General features: G+C 62.9%; 13 protein-coding genes. 8 read left to right on the top strand and 5 right to left on the bottom strand.

The window, feature by feature from the left end:
* Nucleotides 1-7 precede the first annotated feature (7 nt).
* The 5 genes from IFT71_RS00315 to IFT71_RS00295 form a co-directional block, all read right to left on the bottom strand.
* Nucleotides 8-1447 (bottom strand): MFS transporter, encoded by a 1440-nt coding sequence (locus IFT71_RS00315; protein WP_192138744.1) that lies wholly within the window; start codon nt 1445-1447, stop codon nt 8-10.
* A 2-nt stretch (nt 1448-1449) separates the two neighbouring features.
* On the bottom strand, nt 1450-3135 hold the full coding sequence (locus IFT71_RS00310; RefSeq protein WP_192138743.1) for an FAD-dependent oxidoreductase: 1686 nt from the start codon (nt 3133-3135) through the stop codon (nt 1450-1452).
* Nucleotides 3132-3764 (bottom strand): gluconate 2-dehydrogenase subunit 3 family protein, encoded by a 633-nt coding sequence (locus IFT71_RS00305; RefSeq protein ID WP_031441472.1) that lies wholly within the window; start codon nt 3762-3764, stop codon nt 3132-3134. The genes IFT71_RS00310 and IFT71_RS00305 overlap by 4 nt, the downstream gene beginning before the upstream one ends.
* A gap of 11 nt (nt 3765-3775) precedes the next feature.
* Nucleotides 3776-5863 (bottom strand): TonB-dependent receptor, encoded by a 2088-nt coding sequence (locus tag IFT71_RS00300; protein WP_342212556.1) that lies wholly within the window; start codon nt 5861-5863, stop codon nt 3776-3778.
* A gap of 516 nt (nt 5864-6379) precedes the next feature.
* Complete coding sequence (locus IFT71_RS00295; RefSeq protein ID WP_042467529.1) at nt 6380-7048, bottom strand: TetR/AcrR family transcriptional regulator; 669 nt, start codon at nt 7046-7048, stop codon at nt 6380-6382.
* Between the two features lie 154 nt (nt 7049-7202).
* On the opposite strand from IFT71_RS00295, the gene IFT71_RS00290 reads away from it, so the two are divergent.
* The 8 genes from IFT71_RS00290 (at nt 7203) to IFT71_RS00255 (ending at nt 17744) form a co-directional block, all read left to right on the top strand.
* Nucleotides 7203-8309 (top strand): LLM class flavin-dependent oxidoreductase, encoded by a 1107-nt coding sequence (locus IFT71_RS00290; RefSeq protein WP_192070883.1) that lies wholly within the window; start codon nt 7203-7205, stop codon nt 8307-8309.
* Nucleotides 8306-8872 (top strand): NADPH-dependent FMN reductase, encoded by a 567-nt coding sequence (locus tag IFT71_RS00285; RefSeq protein WP_192138741.1) that lies wholly within the window; start codon nt 8306-8308, stop codon nt 8870-8872. Before IFT71_RS00290 ends, IFT71_RS00285 begins: the two co-directional genes overlap by 4 nt.
* The gene (locus tag IFT71_RS00280; protein WP_192138740.1) at nt 8869-11229 is read left to right on the top strand and encodes a beta-glucosidase; all 2361 of its coding nucleotides are present in this window, start codon (nt 8869-8871) and stop codon (nt 11227-11229) included. The genes IFT71_RS00285 and IFT71_RS00280 overlap by 4 nt, the downstream gene beginning before the upstream one ends.
* 48 nt (nt 11230-11277) lie before the next feature.
* Nucleotides 11278-12180, top strand: a complete 903-nt coding sequence (locus IFT71_RS00275; RefSeq protein WP_192138739.1) for a VOC family protein — start codon at nt 11278-11280, stop codon at nt 12178-12180.
* The gene (locus IFT71_RS00270) at nt 12159-12623 is read left to right on the top strand and encodes a nuclear transport factor 2 family protein (protein WP_244654671.1); all 465 of its coding nucleotides are present in this window, start codon (nt 12159-12161) and stop codon (nt 12621-12623) included. Before IFT71_RS00275 ends, IFT71_RS00270 begins: the two co-directional genes overlap by 22 nt.
* A gap of 11 nt (nt 12624-12634) precedes the next feature.
* Entirely contained in the window at nt 12635-13789 is a 1155-nt protein-coding gene (locus IFT71_RS00265) for an alpha/beta hydrolase family protein (RefSeq protein WP_192138738.1), read from the top strand.
* Entirely contained in the window at nt 13786-14565 is a 780-nt protein-coding gene (locus tag IFT71_RS00260; protein WP_192138737.1) for a cyclase family protein, read from the top strand. Before IFT71_RS00265 ends, IFT71_RS00260 begins: the two co-directional genes overlap by 4 nt.
* A gap of 539 nt (nt 14566-15104) precedes the next feature.
* Nucleotides 15105-17744, top strand: coding sequence for a TonB-dependent receptor (locus tag IFT71_RS00255; RefSeq protein ID WP_192138736.1), 2640 nt, complete (start codon nt 15105-15107; stop codon nt 17742-17744).
* The last annotated feature ends 3 nt before the right edge of the window (nt 17745-17747 follow it).

Genomic DNA, 17747 nt, shown 5'->3' with positions numbered 1-17747 from the left:
GATCCTCTCAATCGGTGTCGAATAGGCGCTGGGGAAACCGTCGGCTGAGCACGGCGACGCAGAACAGCAGCAGACATATGCTGATCGCTGCTGGGATGAGCGCGGCACGTGTCTCGGGCGCGGACGTCGCCCCACCGGCAATGACGAGGAACAGCGTTCCGACCGTTGCGGCACCGCCGGCGTTACCCAGTTGCTGGACCGTCTTCAGCGCACCGCCTGCAGCGCCGGCATGACGCGTGTCCACCCGCGCGAGCGCGATCGGCGACAGCGGCCCCGCACAGGTTCCCATGCCGAGACCGGCGATCAGGAGTGCAACACCGATCAGCGGCACGCTCGCGCTGGTTGCCACGGTCACCGTCACCCCGGCCACCCCCAGCGCCATTGCCCCGGAACCGACCGCCAGCACCGAACGGCCCAGACGTGGCAGGATACGGCGACCAAGCAGGCTGATCCCCAGCCCTACGCCGACCGCGAATGGAATGTGCAGCAATCCGGCCGACAGCGGGTCAAGGCCGAGCCCGACCTGCAGTACCAGCGTCAACACCAGCAGGAATCCTCCCCCCGCCACAGCGAAGACGAGCGAAGTCAGCAGGCCGTTGGAGAAGCTGCGATCCTGGAACATCGCTGGATCCAACAACGCCGAGCCAGTGCGCACAGTCTGCCGGCGCAGATGCCACCACAGCACCATCCCGAGCGGCACGGTCGTCGCGAACAGTCCGAAGCACCACCATGGCCAGTCGAGCGCGCGCGCCTCGATAAGTGGAAAGACGAGCGCAAACAGCAGGGCGACCACGAGCCCGTTCCCCGCCCAGTCGATCCGCAGAGCGTCGGGCGAGCGTCCGCCGGGCAGGAGATACCAAGCCGCGACAATGCCGCCCGCACCGATCGGAAGGTTGATCAGGAAGATCGCCCGCCAACCGAGGCCCGCGATGTTTGCCTCGATCAATGCGCCGCCGATCACCGGTCCCAATACCGCGGTCAACCCGCCAAGTACGCCGAAGAACGACAGCGCCGCAACTCGCTCATGCGGAGGATAGAGGAGCTGGACCAAAGCAAGAACTTGCGGCCCCATGCACGCCGCGGTCGCCCCCTGTACCAGACGCGCCACGATCAGCGCGGTCGGCGTGGGCGCAACGCCGCACAGCAAGGATGACAGCGTAAAGCCCAGCATGCCGCCGATGAACATCCGGCGATACCCAAAGACATCTCCCATGCGGCCACCGCTGATGAGCAGCATTGCGAAGGCCATCGAATATCCGGCCACCATCCATTGCACCGCAATCGGCCCGGCGCCGAGGTCGGCACGGATCGCGGGAATCGCGATATTGACGATCGTGCTGTCGAGCACGTCCATCACGAATGCCACCGTCAGCGTCGCGAAGGCCAGCGTGCGGGCGCGCGGCGCGAGCGATGACGCCTGATCGCGTGCGCTCGCCACGGTCGTCATGGCTAGATCGTGCCTTCTCGAAGCATCGATACCGCGTTGGCACAGGCGCGCGCCGTCAAGGCCATGTAGGTCAACGACGGGTTCTGGCAGGCGGACGAGCTCATTGCTGCGCCGTCCGTCACGAACAGGTTCGGTACGTCATGCGCACGGTTCCACTTGTCGAGGACGGACCGGGCCGGGTCGTTCCCCATCCGCGCTCCACCCATCTCGTGGATCGCCGACCCGCCCGCGCCTGGCTGATCGAAGCCGAGGAAGACATGACCGCCTGCAGCCTCGAGCATGACCTTGGCCTGGCCCTTGGCATCGGCGAGCGCGGCATGTTCGTTCGCGCCGTGTTCGAACGCGATGTTCAACACCGGGGCACCGTGCGGATCGGTCTTCACGCGGTCGAGGGTGAGGCGGTTGCTGGCGCGTGGCAGGCTTTCGGCGAAGGTGACGAAGATCATCCGCCAGGGTCCCGGATGCCGCAACGACTCCTTGTAGTCCACGCCGAGCCCCGCCGCCCGTTTCCCGGCCGTCCACGTGCTTTGCAGCGCGCCGCCCTGGAAGCTGTAGCCCCGCGTGAAGCCGGCACCGTCCTGTTGGTCCAGATTGCGGAACCGGGGCACCACGATCCCGGTCGGGCGGTTGCCGTAGCTGGTATGCGTTTCGAAACCCGGCATGGCCGCGATGCCCGACAGCGTGGTCGCGTGATCCATGATGTGCGTGCCGAGCACGCCCGAGCTGTTGGCGAGCCCATTGGGGAAGCGTTCCGAGGTCGACCGCAGCAGGATATGGTTGGAATTGAACGCGCCGGCATTGAGGAACACGAGGCGGGCCGTTGCCGTACCGCGTTTGCCGGTCTTGACGTCAAGATACCGCACGCCCGTCGCGCGTCCCGTTACCGGGTCGTGATCGACGCCCTCGACGACACTGTCGGTGATGACCGTCAGATTGCCGGTGGCCTTGGCGGCTGGCAACGTCGAACTCTGCGTGGAGAAATAGGCGCCGTAGGAACAGCCACGCGCGCAGATCGAGCGATACTGGCACTTCGACCGCCCTTCCTTCGCTTCGGTCAGATTGGCGGTTCGGCCGACTGTCAGCCGACGATCGGGATACGTGTTCATGAACACGTCGCGGCAATGCTGCTCGACCGCGTTGAGCGCCATCGGCGGCTGGAAACGTCCGTCCGGCAGAACCGCCAGCCCTTCGGCCGCACCGGATACGCCGATGAAGTCCTCGACCCGGTCGTACCAGGGCGCGAGATCGGCATAGCGGATCGGCCAGTCGAGGCCGTGCCCGTCGGCCTTGTTCGCGCCAAAATCATAGTCCGACCAGCGATAGCATTGTCGGCCCCACGTCAGCGACCGTCCGCCCATCTGGTACGACCGCCACCAGTTGAAGTCCTTGCCGGCGGGAACGGCGTAGGGATTCTCGCGGTCGTTGACGAAATGATGTTCGGTGAACTCGGTGAAATGCCGGTTCATCGACTGAACCGGATACTCCGCCCAATAGCGTTCGGCATCGCCCATCCCGCGGAACGGGAGTTCCCAGGGTGCCAGTGTCTCGGTCTTGTACCCGGTGCCGTGCTCGATATCGCGGCCACGCTCAATCATCAGGACCTTCAGCCCCGCCTGCGTCAGTTCCTTGGCCGACCAGCCACCGGTTATTCCCGACCCGACCACGATGGCGTCGAATTCCTGCATCATCCGAACTCCACCGCTGTCCAGTCGCTTGAAAAGGCCCGATCCGACGGCTTCAACGGCACGTCGGGATCCCAGCGTCCGGGAACCAGTTCATACTGGAGCTCCTTCGAACCGCCCGCTTCCGACGTGTAGTATCCCGTCAAGATCAGGTCCTTGATCTTGTGCCAGGGATCCTTGTCGTTGCCCGGCGCGAACGCGCGCGTGTCTATCGCCGTCAGCGCAGCGCGTTGGGCAGCGGGTGTCGCCTGGTTGAAATCGCCCCCCGCCTTGATCCGCAGCATGATCGCGAGATCGTCGAGCAGATATAATCCGCCCCGTGGCGTGGGTGCGGGACCACCACCCTGGATCGCGGCACCGGATGCGGGTTCGCGCGTCCCGTCGAGCCCGTGATTAAGCGCCAAAACGACGAAGTCCCCAACGCCGACGTCGGACGCACCCGGCGTGTCCGTGCGCGGAATGACAAGATCGGAGACTGTGTCGATCATTCGGCGCTGGTCCTCGGTCGCCTCCCCTTTCTCGCCCTGACGGGCTTTGCCCCAGATCCACAGTGGTGTCCCGACGAGGGCGGCGAGCACGAGCCCGCCGCCGATCGCGGACCGCCTGTCGAATTCACCGAGCCCGTTGTCCGCCACGTAGCCGTTTCCTAGAACTTGATGGTCGCCTGCGCACCGTAGGTCCGCGGGGCGCCGAAGCTGAAGTTGTAGACGTTGATGCCGCCCCCGGTGAAGAAACCATAGCCAAGCGGCCGTTCGTTCTCGAGGTTGCGTACAAAGCCCTGGATCGAGAAGCGATCGCCGGGTGCCGAATATTCGAGGCTCAGATCGGTCTGCGTGTAAGCCTGCTGGCGTTCGGCTTCCCAGTTGAACGGCGTCAGGAAATACTGCGACTTGAACCGCGAGAAGCCGCTTGCGACCAGCTTGCCGTCGCCGATCGGGAAGGTGTGATCATAGCCGACGGCGATCGTGACCTTGGGTGCCTGGGGTGGCGTGTTGCCGGTCAGATCGATCGGGAAAGTGCCGTTCAGACCGGATACCGCACCCGGGAAGTCGGTGAACTTCGCATCGAGGTAATTGAACGTCAGATGCGCGCGATCGCGATCGGACAGGACGAACGTGCTGTCGGTTTCGATACCCCAGATCCGCGACTTGCCCGCGTTCAGCGTCCGGGCGCCCACAGACGTGTCGAGCAGCACCTGAACCTGCTGGTTGGTGTACTTGTAATAGAAGGCCGAGACATTGAACTCGACCGTCCGGTCCGCAAACCGGTTCTTCGACCCGATCTCATACGCCGTCAGCGTCTCTGGCGCATAGTCTCCGACATTGTCGAAGCCGCCACCCTTGTAGCCGGTCGAGACCTTTGCGTAGAGAAGGTTGTCACGCGCGGCCTTGAAGTCGACACCCGCGTTCCACGTGACTTTGCTCGAGTCCTGCCGCGGGAAGGTGGTGACGGCACCGGTCGATCCGTCAGCGGGCGGCGTCGGCCCGGAATTGAACTGGAAGCCGTAATTGTCATAGCGGGCCCGCTTCTGGTCGTCGGTGTAGCGAATGCCACCCGTCAGACTGAGCGTGTCGGGCAGCACCCAATACGTAGCCTGGCCGAATGCGGCTTTCGACGTCGAGTCGACATAGGGTCTATAGAAAAAGTTCAGGAAACTACCGTTTGGTCCCGCTTGCGGCAGGAAGAGGCCCCGGGCGATATCCTGCGACTCCTTGTAGTAGAAGCCGCCGGCCTGCCAGATGAATGCGCCTTCCTTGCCGCCCGCGAGACGGATTTCATGGCTTTGCGTGTCGGAGTCTATCCGGTTGTTGTAATAGGTGAAGACGGCCGGCACGTACCCGTTCAGGGGCTGGCGCGAGCTGACGTTCACGTCGCGGTAGCCGCCGATATAGCTGAGCGTCGCAAAATCCAGATCCAGGTCCGCGCGACCACGGACCGCATATTGTTTGGTCCGAAAGAAACCGACATCGGCCAGGGGATAGCTGTCGCGGTCGAACGTCGGCTTGAACTGCGACGGCACGATCGCACCGGACGGCAGCGTGACCAGGCCGGGCGAGGTCGCCGAGACCTGAACGCCAAATTGCGACGGCGCGCTCTGGTTCACGTCGACATATTCGCCGGCGAGGTAGAGTTTAAGGCGGTCGAACGGCTCGGCATAGATCGAGGCTCGAAGTGCGTCGGAGTTGCCCGTATCGCCCTTTCCGCCGGGGGCGTTGTTCGTATAGCCGTCATGATCGGAATGGAGGCCCGCGATGCGGACGGCCACCTTGTCACCAAGTGGCAGATTGACGGCAGCTTGCGCCGTCTTTGAATCATAGTTGCCGTAGCCGACCGTCGCGAAGCCGGAAACGTCACCCAGCAACGGCTTGGCGGCGATCACGTTCAGAGCGCCCGCCGTCGAGTTGCGACCGTACAGTGTTCCTTGCGGGCCACGCAGGATTTCGACCCGCTCGAGATCGAACAAGGCGGCATTCAAGGCGACCGGGCGGTTGATGTACTCGCCGTCGATATTGATCGTCAGTGCACCGTCTGCGGTTTCCGAGACATCCTGGCTTCCGACACCGCGGATGCTAATACGCGTGAACAGGGTTTCGGTCGTCAGGTTGAGGTCGGGTGCGAGGCGCGTAAGTCCGTTCAAATCGCCGACGCCGCTCTTGATGAGCTGATCCCCGTCGAACGCACGCATCGCGATCGGCGTATCCTGGATTCCAGTAGCGCGCTTCTGCGCAGTCACGATGATATCGCCTAACTGACCCGCATCGTCCTGCGCTGTGCCTGCCGTTGTCGCTGCGCCGTCCGTCGGTGTCGCTTCGATGGGAGCCGGGGGAGCTTCGGATGGTGGCGTTTGCTGAGCCTGCGCGGTCGCGGTCATCGCCAGCGTTGCGGCTCCGGCCAAAAGAACACGGATTACGGGTGCATTGCGCATTATGATCCTCTCCCTTCTCGATCGGCGGGTTTTTCCCCGCGCTGGTACGAATAAGAACTATGGTTCTAATAGATGCTTTGTTAGGGCTGTCAAGCAGCAGCATCAGGGCCGCAAGAGCCGGCGACATCAGATATTTACGTGGTCGACCAGCGCCATACCCGTAGTCGTGACGGCGAACTGGTTTTGGACGATGCCCGTCGTACGAATGACACGTTTTTGCACGAGCGCCGGCAGCATCGGCGAACTGCTGCGCGCCTTGGGGTCGCCATTGTGGTCCAGGCAGTCGCGCCGGCGCTCCGGCGCGATTCTTAGCGTTCCCTGCGATCAGTCGGCTGAACGAAGATACGCAGACGCCATATGGCCGAGATCCTCTTTCAGGACCTTCCATTCCCCTTCCACCCCATTTCCAGGGGTAGCGCCGAAACCAAGCGCACGTGCAATCGCAGAATAGGCGATGCGATAAGCAGACGCGACGGCGCGTTCGGGATCGGGCCGCTTAATCTCGTCACGATGCGCCAGAAGCGCCGTGCAGACCAGGTTCTCCACCTCCATGTAGCTGCGTTTGCCGGCAGCCAGCACGATGGGATCCGATCCGGCACGCAGCATCATCGGGCGCATCAGATCGGCATGTTCGTGAAGACATTCGGCGATCCCATCGATGATCAAGGGAACGAGTGTCCTGAGATCATCGGCTTGCGACTCGGCACGGTCGACGACTTCGCGTTGCGCCTTGTCGACGGCGAGGAGCACACGGCCCTGCACCGCTCGGATCAGATCGTCCTTGCTGTCGAACCGGTTGTAGATCGAACCGATCGAAACTTTGCCAGCCTTGCTGACCTCGAGAAGCGTGAAATCATCGCTGCCGCGTTCGCGCAGCAGGTCTTCAGCCGCAGCGATCATCCGGTCGTACGACGCTCGGCTACGCCCTTGCTGCGGGACGCGCGAGGGCGTGGCGGCAAGCTCCATTTCTATCGTCATCGCTTTTGCAGGCATCGCGAACGTCCCCGTTGACACGCGGCGCAACAGGCCGCTATCACTCAATTCAGAATGACGGTTCTAGTTCTGAACCGCTACCAGTCAGTTACACTTTGTGACGGACGAAAGGCAAATCGGCAGGGGACAAACCCGCCACTTCGGGAGAGATTTGATGCGATTTTCGGTTTTCTTGAATGCCCGCACCACGGCTGCGGACCAGGACCGTCAATTGATCCTCGATCTCGTCGATCACGCGAAGAAAGCCGAGGACCTTGGCTTCGACGCGGTCTTTCTTCCCGACCATCACTTCACCGGCTACATGCCCGTCGCGAGCGACCCGATGATGTTCGCCGCTTATCTGGCCGGCCAGCTGAAGAAAGTGCATTTCGGCTTCTCAGTCACCTCGGTTCCGCTTCACAGTCCAGTCCGCTTTGCCGAACGCGTCAACATCCTGGATCAGTTGACGGAGGGCAGGCTTCTGGTCGGCGTAGGGTCTGGTACCACGCCGGAGGAGATGATCGGCTTCGGCGTGAACTACAAGGAAGCCTCGGCGATTGCGGAGGCCAACCTTGCCATCGCCGAGAAGCTCTGGGCCAAGCAGATTGACGACGCGCCGATCGAATTCGAGAACGGACCCTATAAGGGCAAGGTGCTGCAGCGCATCGCGCCTGCGATGTACGGCAAACGTCACGCGCGGCTGATGCCCGTTGCCATGAAGGAGGCCAGCGCACGCCGTGCCGCGGAGCATGGCTGGCCGGCGTTCATTCCCGCGTTCACGCCGCCGAACATCGGCGGTACCGAGCCGCTCAAGCACGTCACCAAATACTTCACCGCTTATCGCGCCATGCTCGAGGCGGCCGGTCATGACGAGGCGATCGTCGCGGATGCCCTGTCCTGGACAACCCACACCTATCAATGCGTCCACATCGCCGAAAGCGACGACCAGGCACGCGAGGAACTGGAGATCATCCTGCGCGCCTACCAGGCTGCGGTCGATCGCGAGAAATATTATAACGACGCAGCCGAGCGCGATGCCGCGAACCAGAAGACCGACGACACGCCAATGGCGCTTACCGAGGACTGGATCGCGACCTGGTGCCTGCACGGCAGTCCGAAGACGGTCGCCGACCATCTCGCCCCTTATGCAGAACTCGGCATCGGCAACGTGCTATGCGGCACGACGACCGGGCCGCTCGATCCGCAGCGGCTCGAATGGGCGAACCGCACGCTCGACCTGCTGGCACGCGACGTCATGCCACAGTTCAAGTCCGCGCAATGATCGCGCCGTACATCGTTGGCATCGGGGGGACCACGCGGCCAGGATCATCCGGCGAACGGATGGTCAGAGCGGTTCTTGCCGCGACTGAGCAGAACGGGGCGACGACGCGCATGTTCGGTGGTGCAGAACTGTCCGCGCTCCCCCATTTCGCCCCTGAAAACGCCGAGCGCAGCGATGCCCAGCGCGAATTCGTCGAAGCCGTTCGTGCAGCCGATGGCATCGTGATCGGCTCGCCGGGCTATCATGGCGGCGTGTCGGGCCTGGTGAAGAACGCCATAGATCTCCTCGAGGATCTGCGGGACGACCGCCGGGTCTATTTCGATGGCCGTGCCGTTGGGCTGGTCGTCACCGCAGCAGGCTGGCAAGCCTGCGGTGTCACGCTTCAGGCATTGCGCGGGATCGTGCATGCAATGCGCGGCTGGCCGACCCCGATCGGCATTGCGGTGAATACCGTCGAGCAGCAACCGTTCGCGCAGGACGGATCGCTCGCCGACGACGGCCTGCGACGTCAGGTCGCGATGCAGGCCGACCAGATCCTGTTGCTTGCCGGAGCTACGCGATGATCAACGACACGCTGCTATCGTTCACGGCGGGCCGCGACATGTGGTCGACCGTTGCCGCGAACGACGTCCCATCCGCCAAGATGGCCGACGGTCCGATGGGCATCGCGAGCGGCCGGGTCGACGAGCGCGACGTATCGATCCTGACTCCGAGCGGCATCGCACTGGCGGCGAGCTGGGACCGGGCACTCGCCGGCGTCGTCGGCGCGCTGGTCGGCGGCGAAGCGAAGCGCAAGGGCGTTGACATGGTGCTGGCGCCCAATCTCAATCTCGCTCGCTCGCCGAACGCCGGCCGGGTGTTCGAGATGTTCGGCGAAGATCCCCTGCTTGCCGGAACGCTCGGCGTCGCGTGGAGCAGGGGTTTGCAGAGCCGCCGTGTCGGCAGCATCGCCAAGCATCTGGTCTGCAACGACTCCGAAACGCAGCGCGATCGGTACGACGCGATCGTCGACGAGACGACGTTGCGCGAAATTTATCTGCTTCCGTTTGAAATGGTGGCCCGGGCTGGCTGTGCCGGCATCCTGACGGCCTATAACCGCGTCAACGGCGACTATTGCGCGCAGAACGCGCCCGTCCTGACCGACATCCTGCGCCACGAATGGCGCTACGGTGGTTTCACGGTAAGCGACTGGTTCGGTACGCATGCCGGCGCGGAGTCCCTGAACGCGGGGCTTGATCTCGAAATGCCTGGCCCCGCCCGGTTCATGGGCACGAAACTGCGCGACGCAGCGGCTGATGGGACAGTTGGTGTCAACCGGGTCGAGGAAGCGGTCGACAGAATCCAGATCGCTGCCCGAACCTGGGCCGGCGGCGATGCAGGCGATGAGCCAGGGGATCGAGATACCATCCTGGCCCAGGCAGCCGCCGCTGGTTTCACGCTGCTGCGCAATGATGGCGACCTGTTGCCGGTCGCGCCGGGCAGCGTTCGCCAGTTGGCGGTCATCGGACCAAATGCGCTTGCCCCCTGCTTTCAGGGTGGCACGTTCGCCAAGATCGCGCTCCGCCCCGATGCGATCCTGCCGGTCGAGGCGCTGCGCGCGCGGTTCGGCGTGGAGACGATCGTCTTCGCTCCCGGCTGCCCCCCCTCGCCGCGGCTGCCGGCAATGCCTGCACTCCCCGCGCGCGATCTCGGCGATGGCTGCGACGTCGGCATGACCGTCGATTACTTCGGTGGCCATGATTTCTCTGCAAGCCTGCTCGGCAGTGAGACGCGGAACACCAATTCGCTGACGTGGTTTCACGGTATGCATGACCTCGGCGCGTTCGACCGCAACGGCGGTATCCGGGCCAGTGGGCGGATAATGCCGACGGTCACGGGCATGCACCGCCTGCACATCGGTGGCACCGGATCGGTACGACTGGTCGTTGATGGCCGGCAGGTGTTCGCTGCGGACCGCGAGATCCCGGCAAGCGACGTCATGGGCGCGCTGAAAAGCGGCGACAGCGACCATGTCGAAGTCCTGCTCGAAGCGGGGATACCTGTACTTATCGAAGCAGAGCTTCGGTACACGCCCGCACGTGCCCATGGGTTATGGTTCGGGCTTGGGGTACCGAACGACGCGGCAACCTTGCTGGCCGAGGCGGAGGCAATCGCTCGGGGCGCCGACGCGGTGCTGCTGCTCGTCGGCGAGACCGCGGACGCCGGCGTTGAAAGCAAGGATCGCAATACCACCGCGATCCCCCTCGACCAGCAGAAACTCGCCGCGCGCGTAATCGCCGCCAACCCGCGAACGATCGTAGCGGTCAATGTCGGGCACGCCTTCGATACAAGGTTCGCCACCGACGCCGCGGCGTTGCTGGCGGTCTGGTATCCAGGCGAGGCGTTTGGGCCCGCGCTCGCCGCGGTCGTCGCAGGCGATCTCGAACCATCGGGGCGCCTGCCCGTCGCACTGGCGGCATCGGAGGACCAGTATCCCGCGTTACATGCGACCCCCGACGCCGACGGCCGGCTGCCTTATGCCGAGGGCATCGGCATTGGCTACCGCGGGATGATCACCGCGGGCATCCGTCCAGCGTTCGCGTTTGGCGAAGGGCTTGGCTACGGCCGCTTCACCTACGTCGCCGCAACCGCGACCACCCGGTCCGATCACGGCGTCGATTTGGTCGTGACCGTGCGCAACGACGGTTCGCGCGACAGCGCCGCCGTCGTCCAGGCATATCGTACCGACGGTCCTCTGGCCGGTTTCGCCAAACAGGTCGTCGCTGCGGGCAGCACGGTGGACATTCATCTCGTCGTCAATCCGGTAGCGCTGCGGCGATGGAGCGGCAATCGATGGGTGTTCGCATCGGGTCCGACCACGCTGCGCATTGGCGGATCGTCGCTGGACCTTCCGCTGTCGGCAACCGTCGCGTTCGACTGACGATGAATTTACAATGCCGGCGCTGATCGGCAGGCAAGGAGAGTGGAAATGGCACGCGTTTCAGAAGTCCGTTACGTCGGCTATGCAGTTCCAGACCTGGAAGCCGAACGGCGGTTCTACGCCGACGTTTGGGGGCTGACGGAGGTCGAAGCCGATGACGGCATGGTGTATTTCGCCGCCGCAGGTACGCCCGAGAAATATGTCGTACGTCTCCGTCAGGACGCCGTACAACGGATCGACGTGATGGCATGGGCAGCCGAGACGCGCGCCGACGTCGATGCCCTTTTCGCGCAGGTCAAAGATGCGGGGGGCAAGATCATCACCGAGCCTCACGAGCAGACGACCCTGGGTGGCGGCTACGGCTTCCGCTTCTTCGATCCTGATGGCCACACCCTGGAGGTCTCGGCGGAGGTCGAGCGCGGGGAGTCACGCGATCTGAAGCGCGGCGAGGCGATCCCGGTCAAGATCAGTCACATCGTCATGCATTCGCCCGACCACCGGGCGACCGTGGCGTGGTACGAGAAGGCACTCGGTTTCCGTGTCTCAGACTGGCTCGGCGACTTTATGTGCTTCATGCGCTGCAATGCGTGGCATCACCGTCTCGCCTTCCTACCAGGACCGCCGTGCCTCAACCACGTCGCCTATGACGTGCTGACGATCGACGACATGATGAAGGGCATCGCCCGCCTCAAAAAGAACGACGTCGACATCAAATGGGGACCGGGCCGCCATACCGCGGGCAACAACACGTTCAGCTATTTCACGACGCCGGCGATGAACGTCGTCGAATACACGTCGGAGCTGGAAGAGGTCGACGACGATCATCACCAGCATACGGTTCATGTCCCCTCGCCGGACACGATGGACCAATGGGGTACGGGCGTTGGCGGTCCACAGACCATGCCTATGCCCGCACCCGATGCAGGTCTATGGACACCAGCCGCGGCATGATCCGGGCCGGTATAGCCATGGCCGGCATCGCCCTGATGGCGATGCCGGTCGCGGCCCGTCGAGCCGACGAGACCGAACGAAATCGCGCGATCATGACGCGGTTCGCCGATATCCTGTACCGCGCGAAAGACGTGCGGCGAGCGTTCGACGACTTCGTGGTTCCGGACTACGTCCAGCACAATCCCGGCATCGCCGACGGTCGCGCATCGGCCATAACGTCGCTGGAGCCGTTGTTTTCGACGCCTGGCGCGACATTCGTCGTGAAACGGATCGTCGTTGATGGCGATCTGGCGATCATCCATTTGTTCGGTCGCGGCGATCCGAAGACGGCTGGCGGCGCCGTAGCGGATATCTATCGCCTCAAGGACGGTAAGATCGTCGAGCATTGGGATGTCATCCAGCCAATGCCGCAATCGTCCAAAAACCCCCACCCCATGTTCTGAGTATCTGCACCATGGCCATGTTCCAATATTTCCCCAATAATTACGTCTGGAACCTCTCGGTCGACATCGCGATCGAAAGCGGTGCGCGGATCGGCGAGATCGAGGAGATGTGCCGCCCTCTGCTGGAAGCAGCACAGTCGGGCGAGGACGCGGGTACCCCGCAGTTCATGCGCGAGTGGGTCAAGATGGCCGACAAGCTGGTCGTTCTTGCCGCCGAGGACGAGGCATTGGGGCGGCACTTATCCGCCGGCACCAAACTCCAGCGCGCAAGCCTGTACTACATCACCGCCGAACGGATGCAGGGACAAGGCACGCCGGAGCGCAACGCCACGTTCGCAAAAGGCCAGGATAGCTTCCGACGCGCCATGGCGCTGGGCCAGGAAAACGCAGAGCGCGTGGAGATTGCAATTCCGGGAGGCATGGTGCCGGGTGTCTTCACACAGGCGCCGGGCAAGGCGCCCGTCGTCGTGTTCGTCAACGGGCTCGATAGCTGCAAGGAGCTTCTCTACTGGACCGGCCTACCTCAGGCCCTGCTGCGCCGTGGAATATCCACCTTGTGCATCGATCAGCCAGGGTCGGGTGAGGCGCTGCGCTCAGGCGGGCTGCACGCCACCCACGAAAGCGAGCGCTGGGCGACCCCTGTCGTCGACTGGCTGGAAAAGCTAGCCGGCGTCGATGCTACGCGGATCGGGCTCTCGGGCATCTCGCTCGGCGGGTATTTCGTACCAAGGGCGGTCGCCTTCGAACCACGGGTCGCTGCAGCGGCGGTTTGGGGCGCCAACCACGACTGGGCGGAAGTGCAGCAGAAGCGCCTGCGCCGCGAGGGCGAGAATCCCGTGCCGCACTACTGGAATCACGTCATGTGGGTATTCGGTGCCAAGGACATGGACGAGTTCCTCGACAAGGCTGCCGGCATGACGCTCGAGGGCATACTGGACCGGATCACGGTGCCGTTCCTGGTGACGCACGGCGACAATGACAGACAAATCGGCCGCGACTATGCGCACCGGACCTACGACCAGCTCGTCAACAGCCCCAAACGCGAACTCAAGTTCTTCACCGAACGCGAAGGCGGTGTCGAGCATGTCGGCGTCGATAATATGAGCTTCGGCCGCGACTTCATCGCCGACTGGCTCGCAGAAGCATTGGGAGGACATGTCGCATGAAGCGGACGTTCATCGACCTGTCGATCACGCTCGATCCCGACGTGATAACGGATCCACCGTTCATGCGACCCTCGATCGCATATCAGACGCACGACCAAACCGTCGCTGAGCTTCAAACCTTCTTCCCAGGTGTCACTGCCGAACAAGTTCCCGGCGGGCTAGGGTTCGCTGCATCGGAGACGTTGACGCTGTCGACGCATAACGGAACGCATCTCGATGCACCGTGGCACTACCATCCGACGATGAACGGCGGCGAACGTGCGATCACGATTGATGAAGTGCCTCTGGAGTGGTGCTTCCAGCCGGGGGTCAAGCTCGACATGCGGCACTTCCCTGACGGTCACGTCGTGACGGCGGACGAGATGGCGGCAGCGCTCGACGCGGCCGGTCACACGCTTCGGCCATTGGATATCGTGCTGATCAATACGGCCGCTGGCGCGGCGCTCGGCCAAGCCGACTTTCTCGCGAAAGGATGTGGCATCGGCTACGAAGCTACGCTGTACCTGACCTCGCGCGGCGTTCGCGTGACGGGTACCGACGCATGGTCTTGGGACGCGCCGTTCGGCCACACCGCCAAGCGGGTTGAGGAGACGGGCGACACCTCGCTGATCTGGGAGGGGCATAAGGCAGGCCGAGACATCGGCTATTGCCACATGGAAAAGCTCACTAACCTTGATCGCTTACCCTGCAACGGCTTCATGGTTTCCTGTTTTCCAGCAAAGATAAAGAATGGCTCCGCTGGCTGGACACGAGCGGTCGCTATCCTAAACGATTGAGATAGCCGCTTCAGGATTTTGACGCGCAATTCCAGCCAAACGTTTAGGTCCCACTCAAAAATTGAGGCGATGTGCCGCAATTATGACCTAAGATATGGCCAATTAATCTAGATTTATAGCTAGCCCAGGAATGACCCATAGGTCGCCGTTCGGGTTCCCTTCCCCGCCTCCCAACTTCCGCCCTTGTTTCATGGAGTTCCACGGCAACGCTTGCCATCCGTTTAAGCGGTCGGTCGAAATGACTGCCTGGAAATCGATGGCTTCCAAAAGTCATCCCGAACGATGCAAGATTAGCCGCCTTGCCTGGTCGCGCTGCTGAGTGCGGGCGTCGCTCAGTACTGAACAGCTTTGATAGGCGGCCGAACAGTGCGCCTTAATAATGCCGACCGTCATAAAAGGTCATCATAACTGACGCGATTATGTCGCGTTGATATCATAGGCGAGGCGCTCGAGACCGCAGATTGGTCTTACATTGGGTGGGCCAGCCGTTCCGTTCTGGGGAAGCCTCTTTGCCCGCCCCTTTCGGAGATGCTGGCTCAATGCTGTTCCTTTCGCCCGCCAGACGCGTCCGGTTGGCCGCGTCCGCGGCCTGTGCGCTTCCGCTGTTGTTCGTAGCTAGCGCCGCAAACGCCGAAGACCCGACCGCTGATCCCGAGCAGACCAAGTCCGACATCATCGTCATGGGCGATCGCGCGATCCGCTCAGACAAGGAGCAATCGACGTCGGTACGTGACTCAATCGTGTTCGACGATCTCGAAACGCTGTCAGCCGACGGCAGCGTCGCAGGCCAGTTGATCCTGCTGCCCGGTATCAGCGCGATCGAGGATGGCGATGCGCCGCGCTTCGTCAGCATCCGGGGCATCTCGCCAGATCTAAACCAGACCACGATCGACGGGATCACGCTCGCGACGATCGGCAATGACGGCGAAGGATCGCGCAAGGTCAACCTCCAGCAGATCCCGTCGGAACTCGCCTTTCACAACGACGTCTACAAGACCTTTACCGCCGAACAGGATGGTGCGGCGATCGGGGGGATCGTCGACATCGTCACGCGCAGCGCGTTTGCCCTCAAGCGCCGCTATGTCATGGTCGACGGCTACGGTATCTATTCGTCGTTCAAGGGCGATGGCGGCAGCAACGCCGGCAACGGCAGCACGCCGCATTTCGGTGCCGGTGGCAAGATGGTGTTCGCGGACAAGTTCGGCGCGGGCGATCAGTTCGGCGTGGTGCTGTCGGCGCGCTACGAGAACCGCATCCGCAACTCGCGCAAATGGTGGCAGGACACCAAATATTACTTTAGCGACGCCGGCAAGAAGCTGGCCGGCCCCGACGATCCAGCGTGGAACGGCATCGCCGTGCCGTACAACCACAGCTACGGCAGCTACACCAACCGCCTCCAGACCGCGGGCAGTTCGGCGAAGTTCGAATGGCGTCCGCTCGGCACCGACATCTATGCGTCGCTGCTCGGGTTCAATTATCGTCAGTGGGAATCCTCGACGATGAACAAGAATGATTACTACACCAAAAACAGTGTCAGCGACCTGACCGCGGAGGGTGGCGGATCGGACATCAACAGCCTCTATTCACGCTATCGCTACGATACCTGGAACAAGGCGACGGTCGGCGCGATCGGCAATGTCGAATGGCACGACGACCGCTCGTCGTTGCGCGTTCGCGGCGGTTACACCCGCGCCCGGTACGACAATACGCAGCCCTATATCGGTGTCCGCGCCTATCCGACTGGGCTTTCGCTTGATTGGGCGGCGGGCAATGACGGCACCGGCGGGCTGCCTTACGTCACCGGGATCAACAAGCCGGGCCTCGTGCTCGGATCGCCGTACAAGCTCAGCACAGCGCAGACGACATACCGCATGGCCAACGAGGGGCTGGCGAATGCGCGCGTCGATTATGGCTGGAACGCCGAGCCCGAAGATCGTGGCTTCGGGTTCGTCACAGGGATCGAATTCCGCAACCTGGAACTGTCGCGCAACGTCGATATGACCGAATACAAGCTTGGCCAGGCGATGAACGCCTATCTCTACGATCCAGGCTATGTGCCCGTGGGCGCACCGCAATCGTTCCCGTGGGTCGACTGGGCGCGCGTGAAGAAGGAGTTGTGGCCCAAGTTCGTCAAGGACGTACCCAACTCGACCTACGACAGCATCACCGGGGATTATCGATACACCGAGCGGCTGGTAACGCCGTTTTTGTCGCTCCATTACGCCACCGACGATACCACGCTGGTCGCGGGCGTCCGCTACGACCATACACGCTTTTCCGCGTTCCAGCCGACGATCACCGGCGGCACAGCGTCGGCGGTGATGACGCGGAACAAAGGCGGGTACCAATACCTCTTGCCGTCGTTCACCGGCATCCAGGACTTCGCCGGCGGCAAGAAGCTGCGCTTTTCGTACAGCCGCACGCTCGGCCGTCCTACACCAGGCAATATCGCGCAACCGGAATCGCTCAATTGTGGCGACGAGGACAGCGGCGGGGCGGATTGCTCGATCAGCCGCGGCAACCCCGATCTGCGCCCACGTCGGTCGGACAATCTCGATGTCCAGTTCGAGCAGTATTTCCACAAGGACGGCATCATCTCGCTCGGCGCGTTCGCCAAGTGGATCAAGGACGACATCTTCACGCTGACCACGACGCAGCTGATCGACGACGTCAACTACCGGGTCCGCCAGCCGCTCAACGCCGACAATTCGCGGCTGTACGGCGTCGAGTTCCAGGCCGCCGATCACGACGTCAACCTGTTCGGCCAGCGGATCGATCCGTTTTTCAACGCAACCTGGCTGAAGGGACGGATGTCGATCACCAGTGATGCGGGGACGCGGACCCTGGACCGGCTGATCTACCAGCCAAAATGGATCATCAACGGCGGCGCGACGCTTCGCCTGCCCGCGATCGACGGCGCGTTCCGCACGACCGTCACGCACCGCGGCAGCTACATGGAGGGCATCGGCGAGACCGCGCAGGACGACAACGGCCGCGCGGAGCTGACCACCGTCAACCTCGGCCTGTGGCACCGCGTGACGAAACACGTGACGTTCAAATACGAGATCACCAACCTGCTCAATGACCAGCCGAAATTCCTGGTCGGCAACGGCCTTCGCTACGTCAGCGAAGTCGACGACTATGGCCAGGGTGCCTTTTTCCACATCATGCTGCGCTGATAA

The organism is Sphingomonas sp. CFBP 13733 (genome assembly GCF_014841795.1).
GTDB classification, from domain to species: Bacteria; Pseudomonadota; Alphaproteobacteria; order Sphingomonadales; family Sphingomonadaceae; genus Sphingomonas; species Sphingomonas aerolata.
Note: the sequence above shows the minus strand (reverse complement) of the source record. Positions and strands in the feature narration are given on the sequence as shown.

Coding starts and splice junctions, on each gene's coding strand:
- IFT71_RS00315 (WP_192138744.1), bottom strand. CDS start 1,447: ATGACGACCGTGGCGAGCGCACGCGATCAGGCGTCATCGCTCGCGCCG.
- IFT71_RS00310 (WP_192138743.1), bottom strand. CDS start 3,135: ATGATGCAGGAATTCGACGCCATCGTGGTCGGGTCGGGAATAACCGGT.
- IFT71_RS00295 (WP_042467529.1), bottom strand. CDS start 7,048: ATGCCTGCAAAAGCGATGACGATAGAAATGGAGCTTGCCGCCACGCCC.
- IFT71_RS00290 (WP_192070883.1), top strand. CDS start 7,203: ATGCGATTTTCGGTTTTCTTGAATGCCCGCACCACGGCTGCGGACCAG.
- IFT71_RS00285 (WP_192138741.1), top strand. CDS start 8,306: ATGATCGCGCCGTACATCGTTGGCATCGGGGGGACCACGCGGCCAGGA.
- IFT71_RS00280 (WP_192138740.1), top strand. CDS start 8,869: ATGATCAACGACACGCTGCTATCGTTCACGGCGGGCCGCGACATGTGG.
- IFT71_RS00275 (WP_192138739.1), top strand. CDS start 11,278: ATGGCACGCGTTTCAGAAGTCCGTTACGTCGGCTATGCAGTTCCAGAC.
- IFT71_RS00270 (WP_244654671.1), top strand. CDS start 12,159: ATGGACACCAGCCGCGGCATGATCCGGGCCGGTATAGCCATGGCCGGC.
- IFT71_RS00265 (WP_192138738.1), top strand. CDS start 12,635: ATGGCCATGTTCCAATATTTCCCCAATAATTACGTCTGGAACCTCTCG.
- IFT71_RS00260 (WP_192138737.1), top strand. CDS start 13,786: ATGAAGCGGACGTTCATCGACCTGTCGATCACGCTCGATCCCGACGTG.
- IFT71_RS00255 (WP_192138736.1), top strand. CDS start 15,105: ATGCTGTTCCTTTCGCCCGCCAGACGCGTCCGGTTGGCCGCGTCCGCG.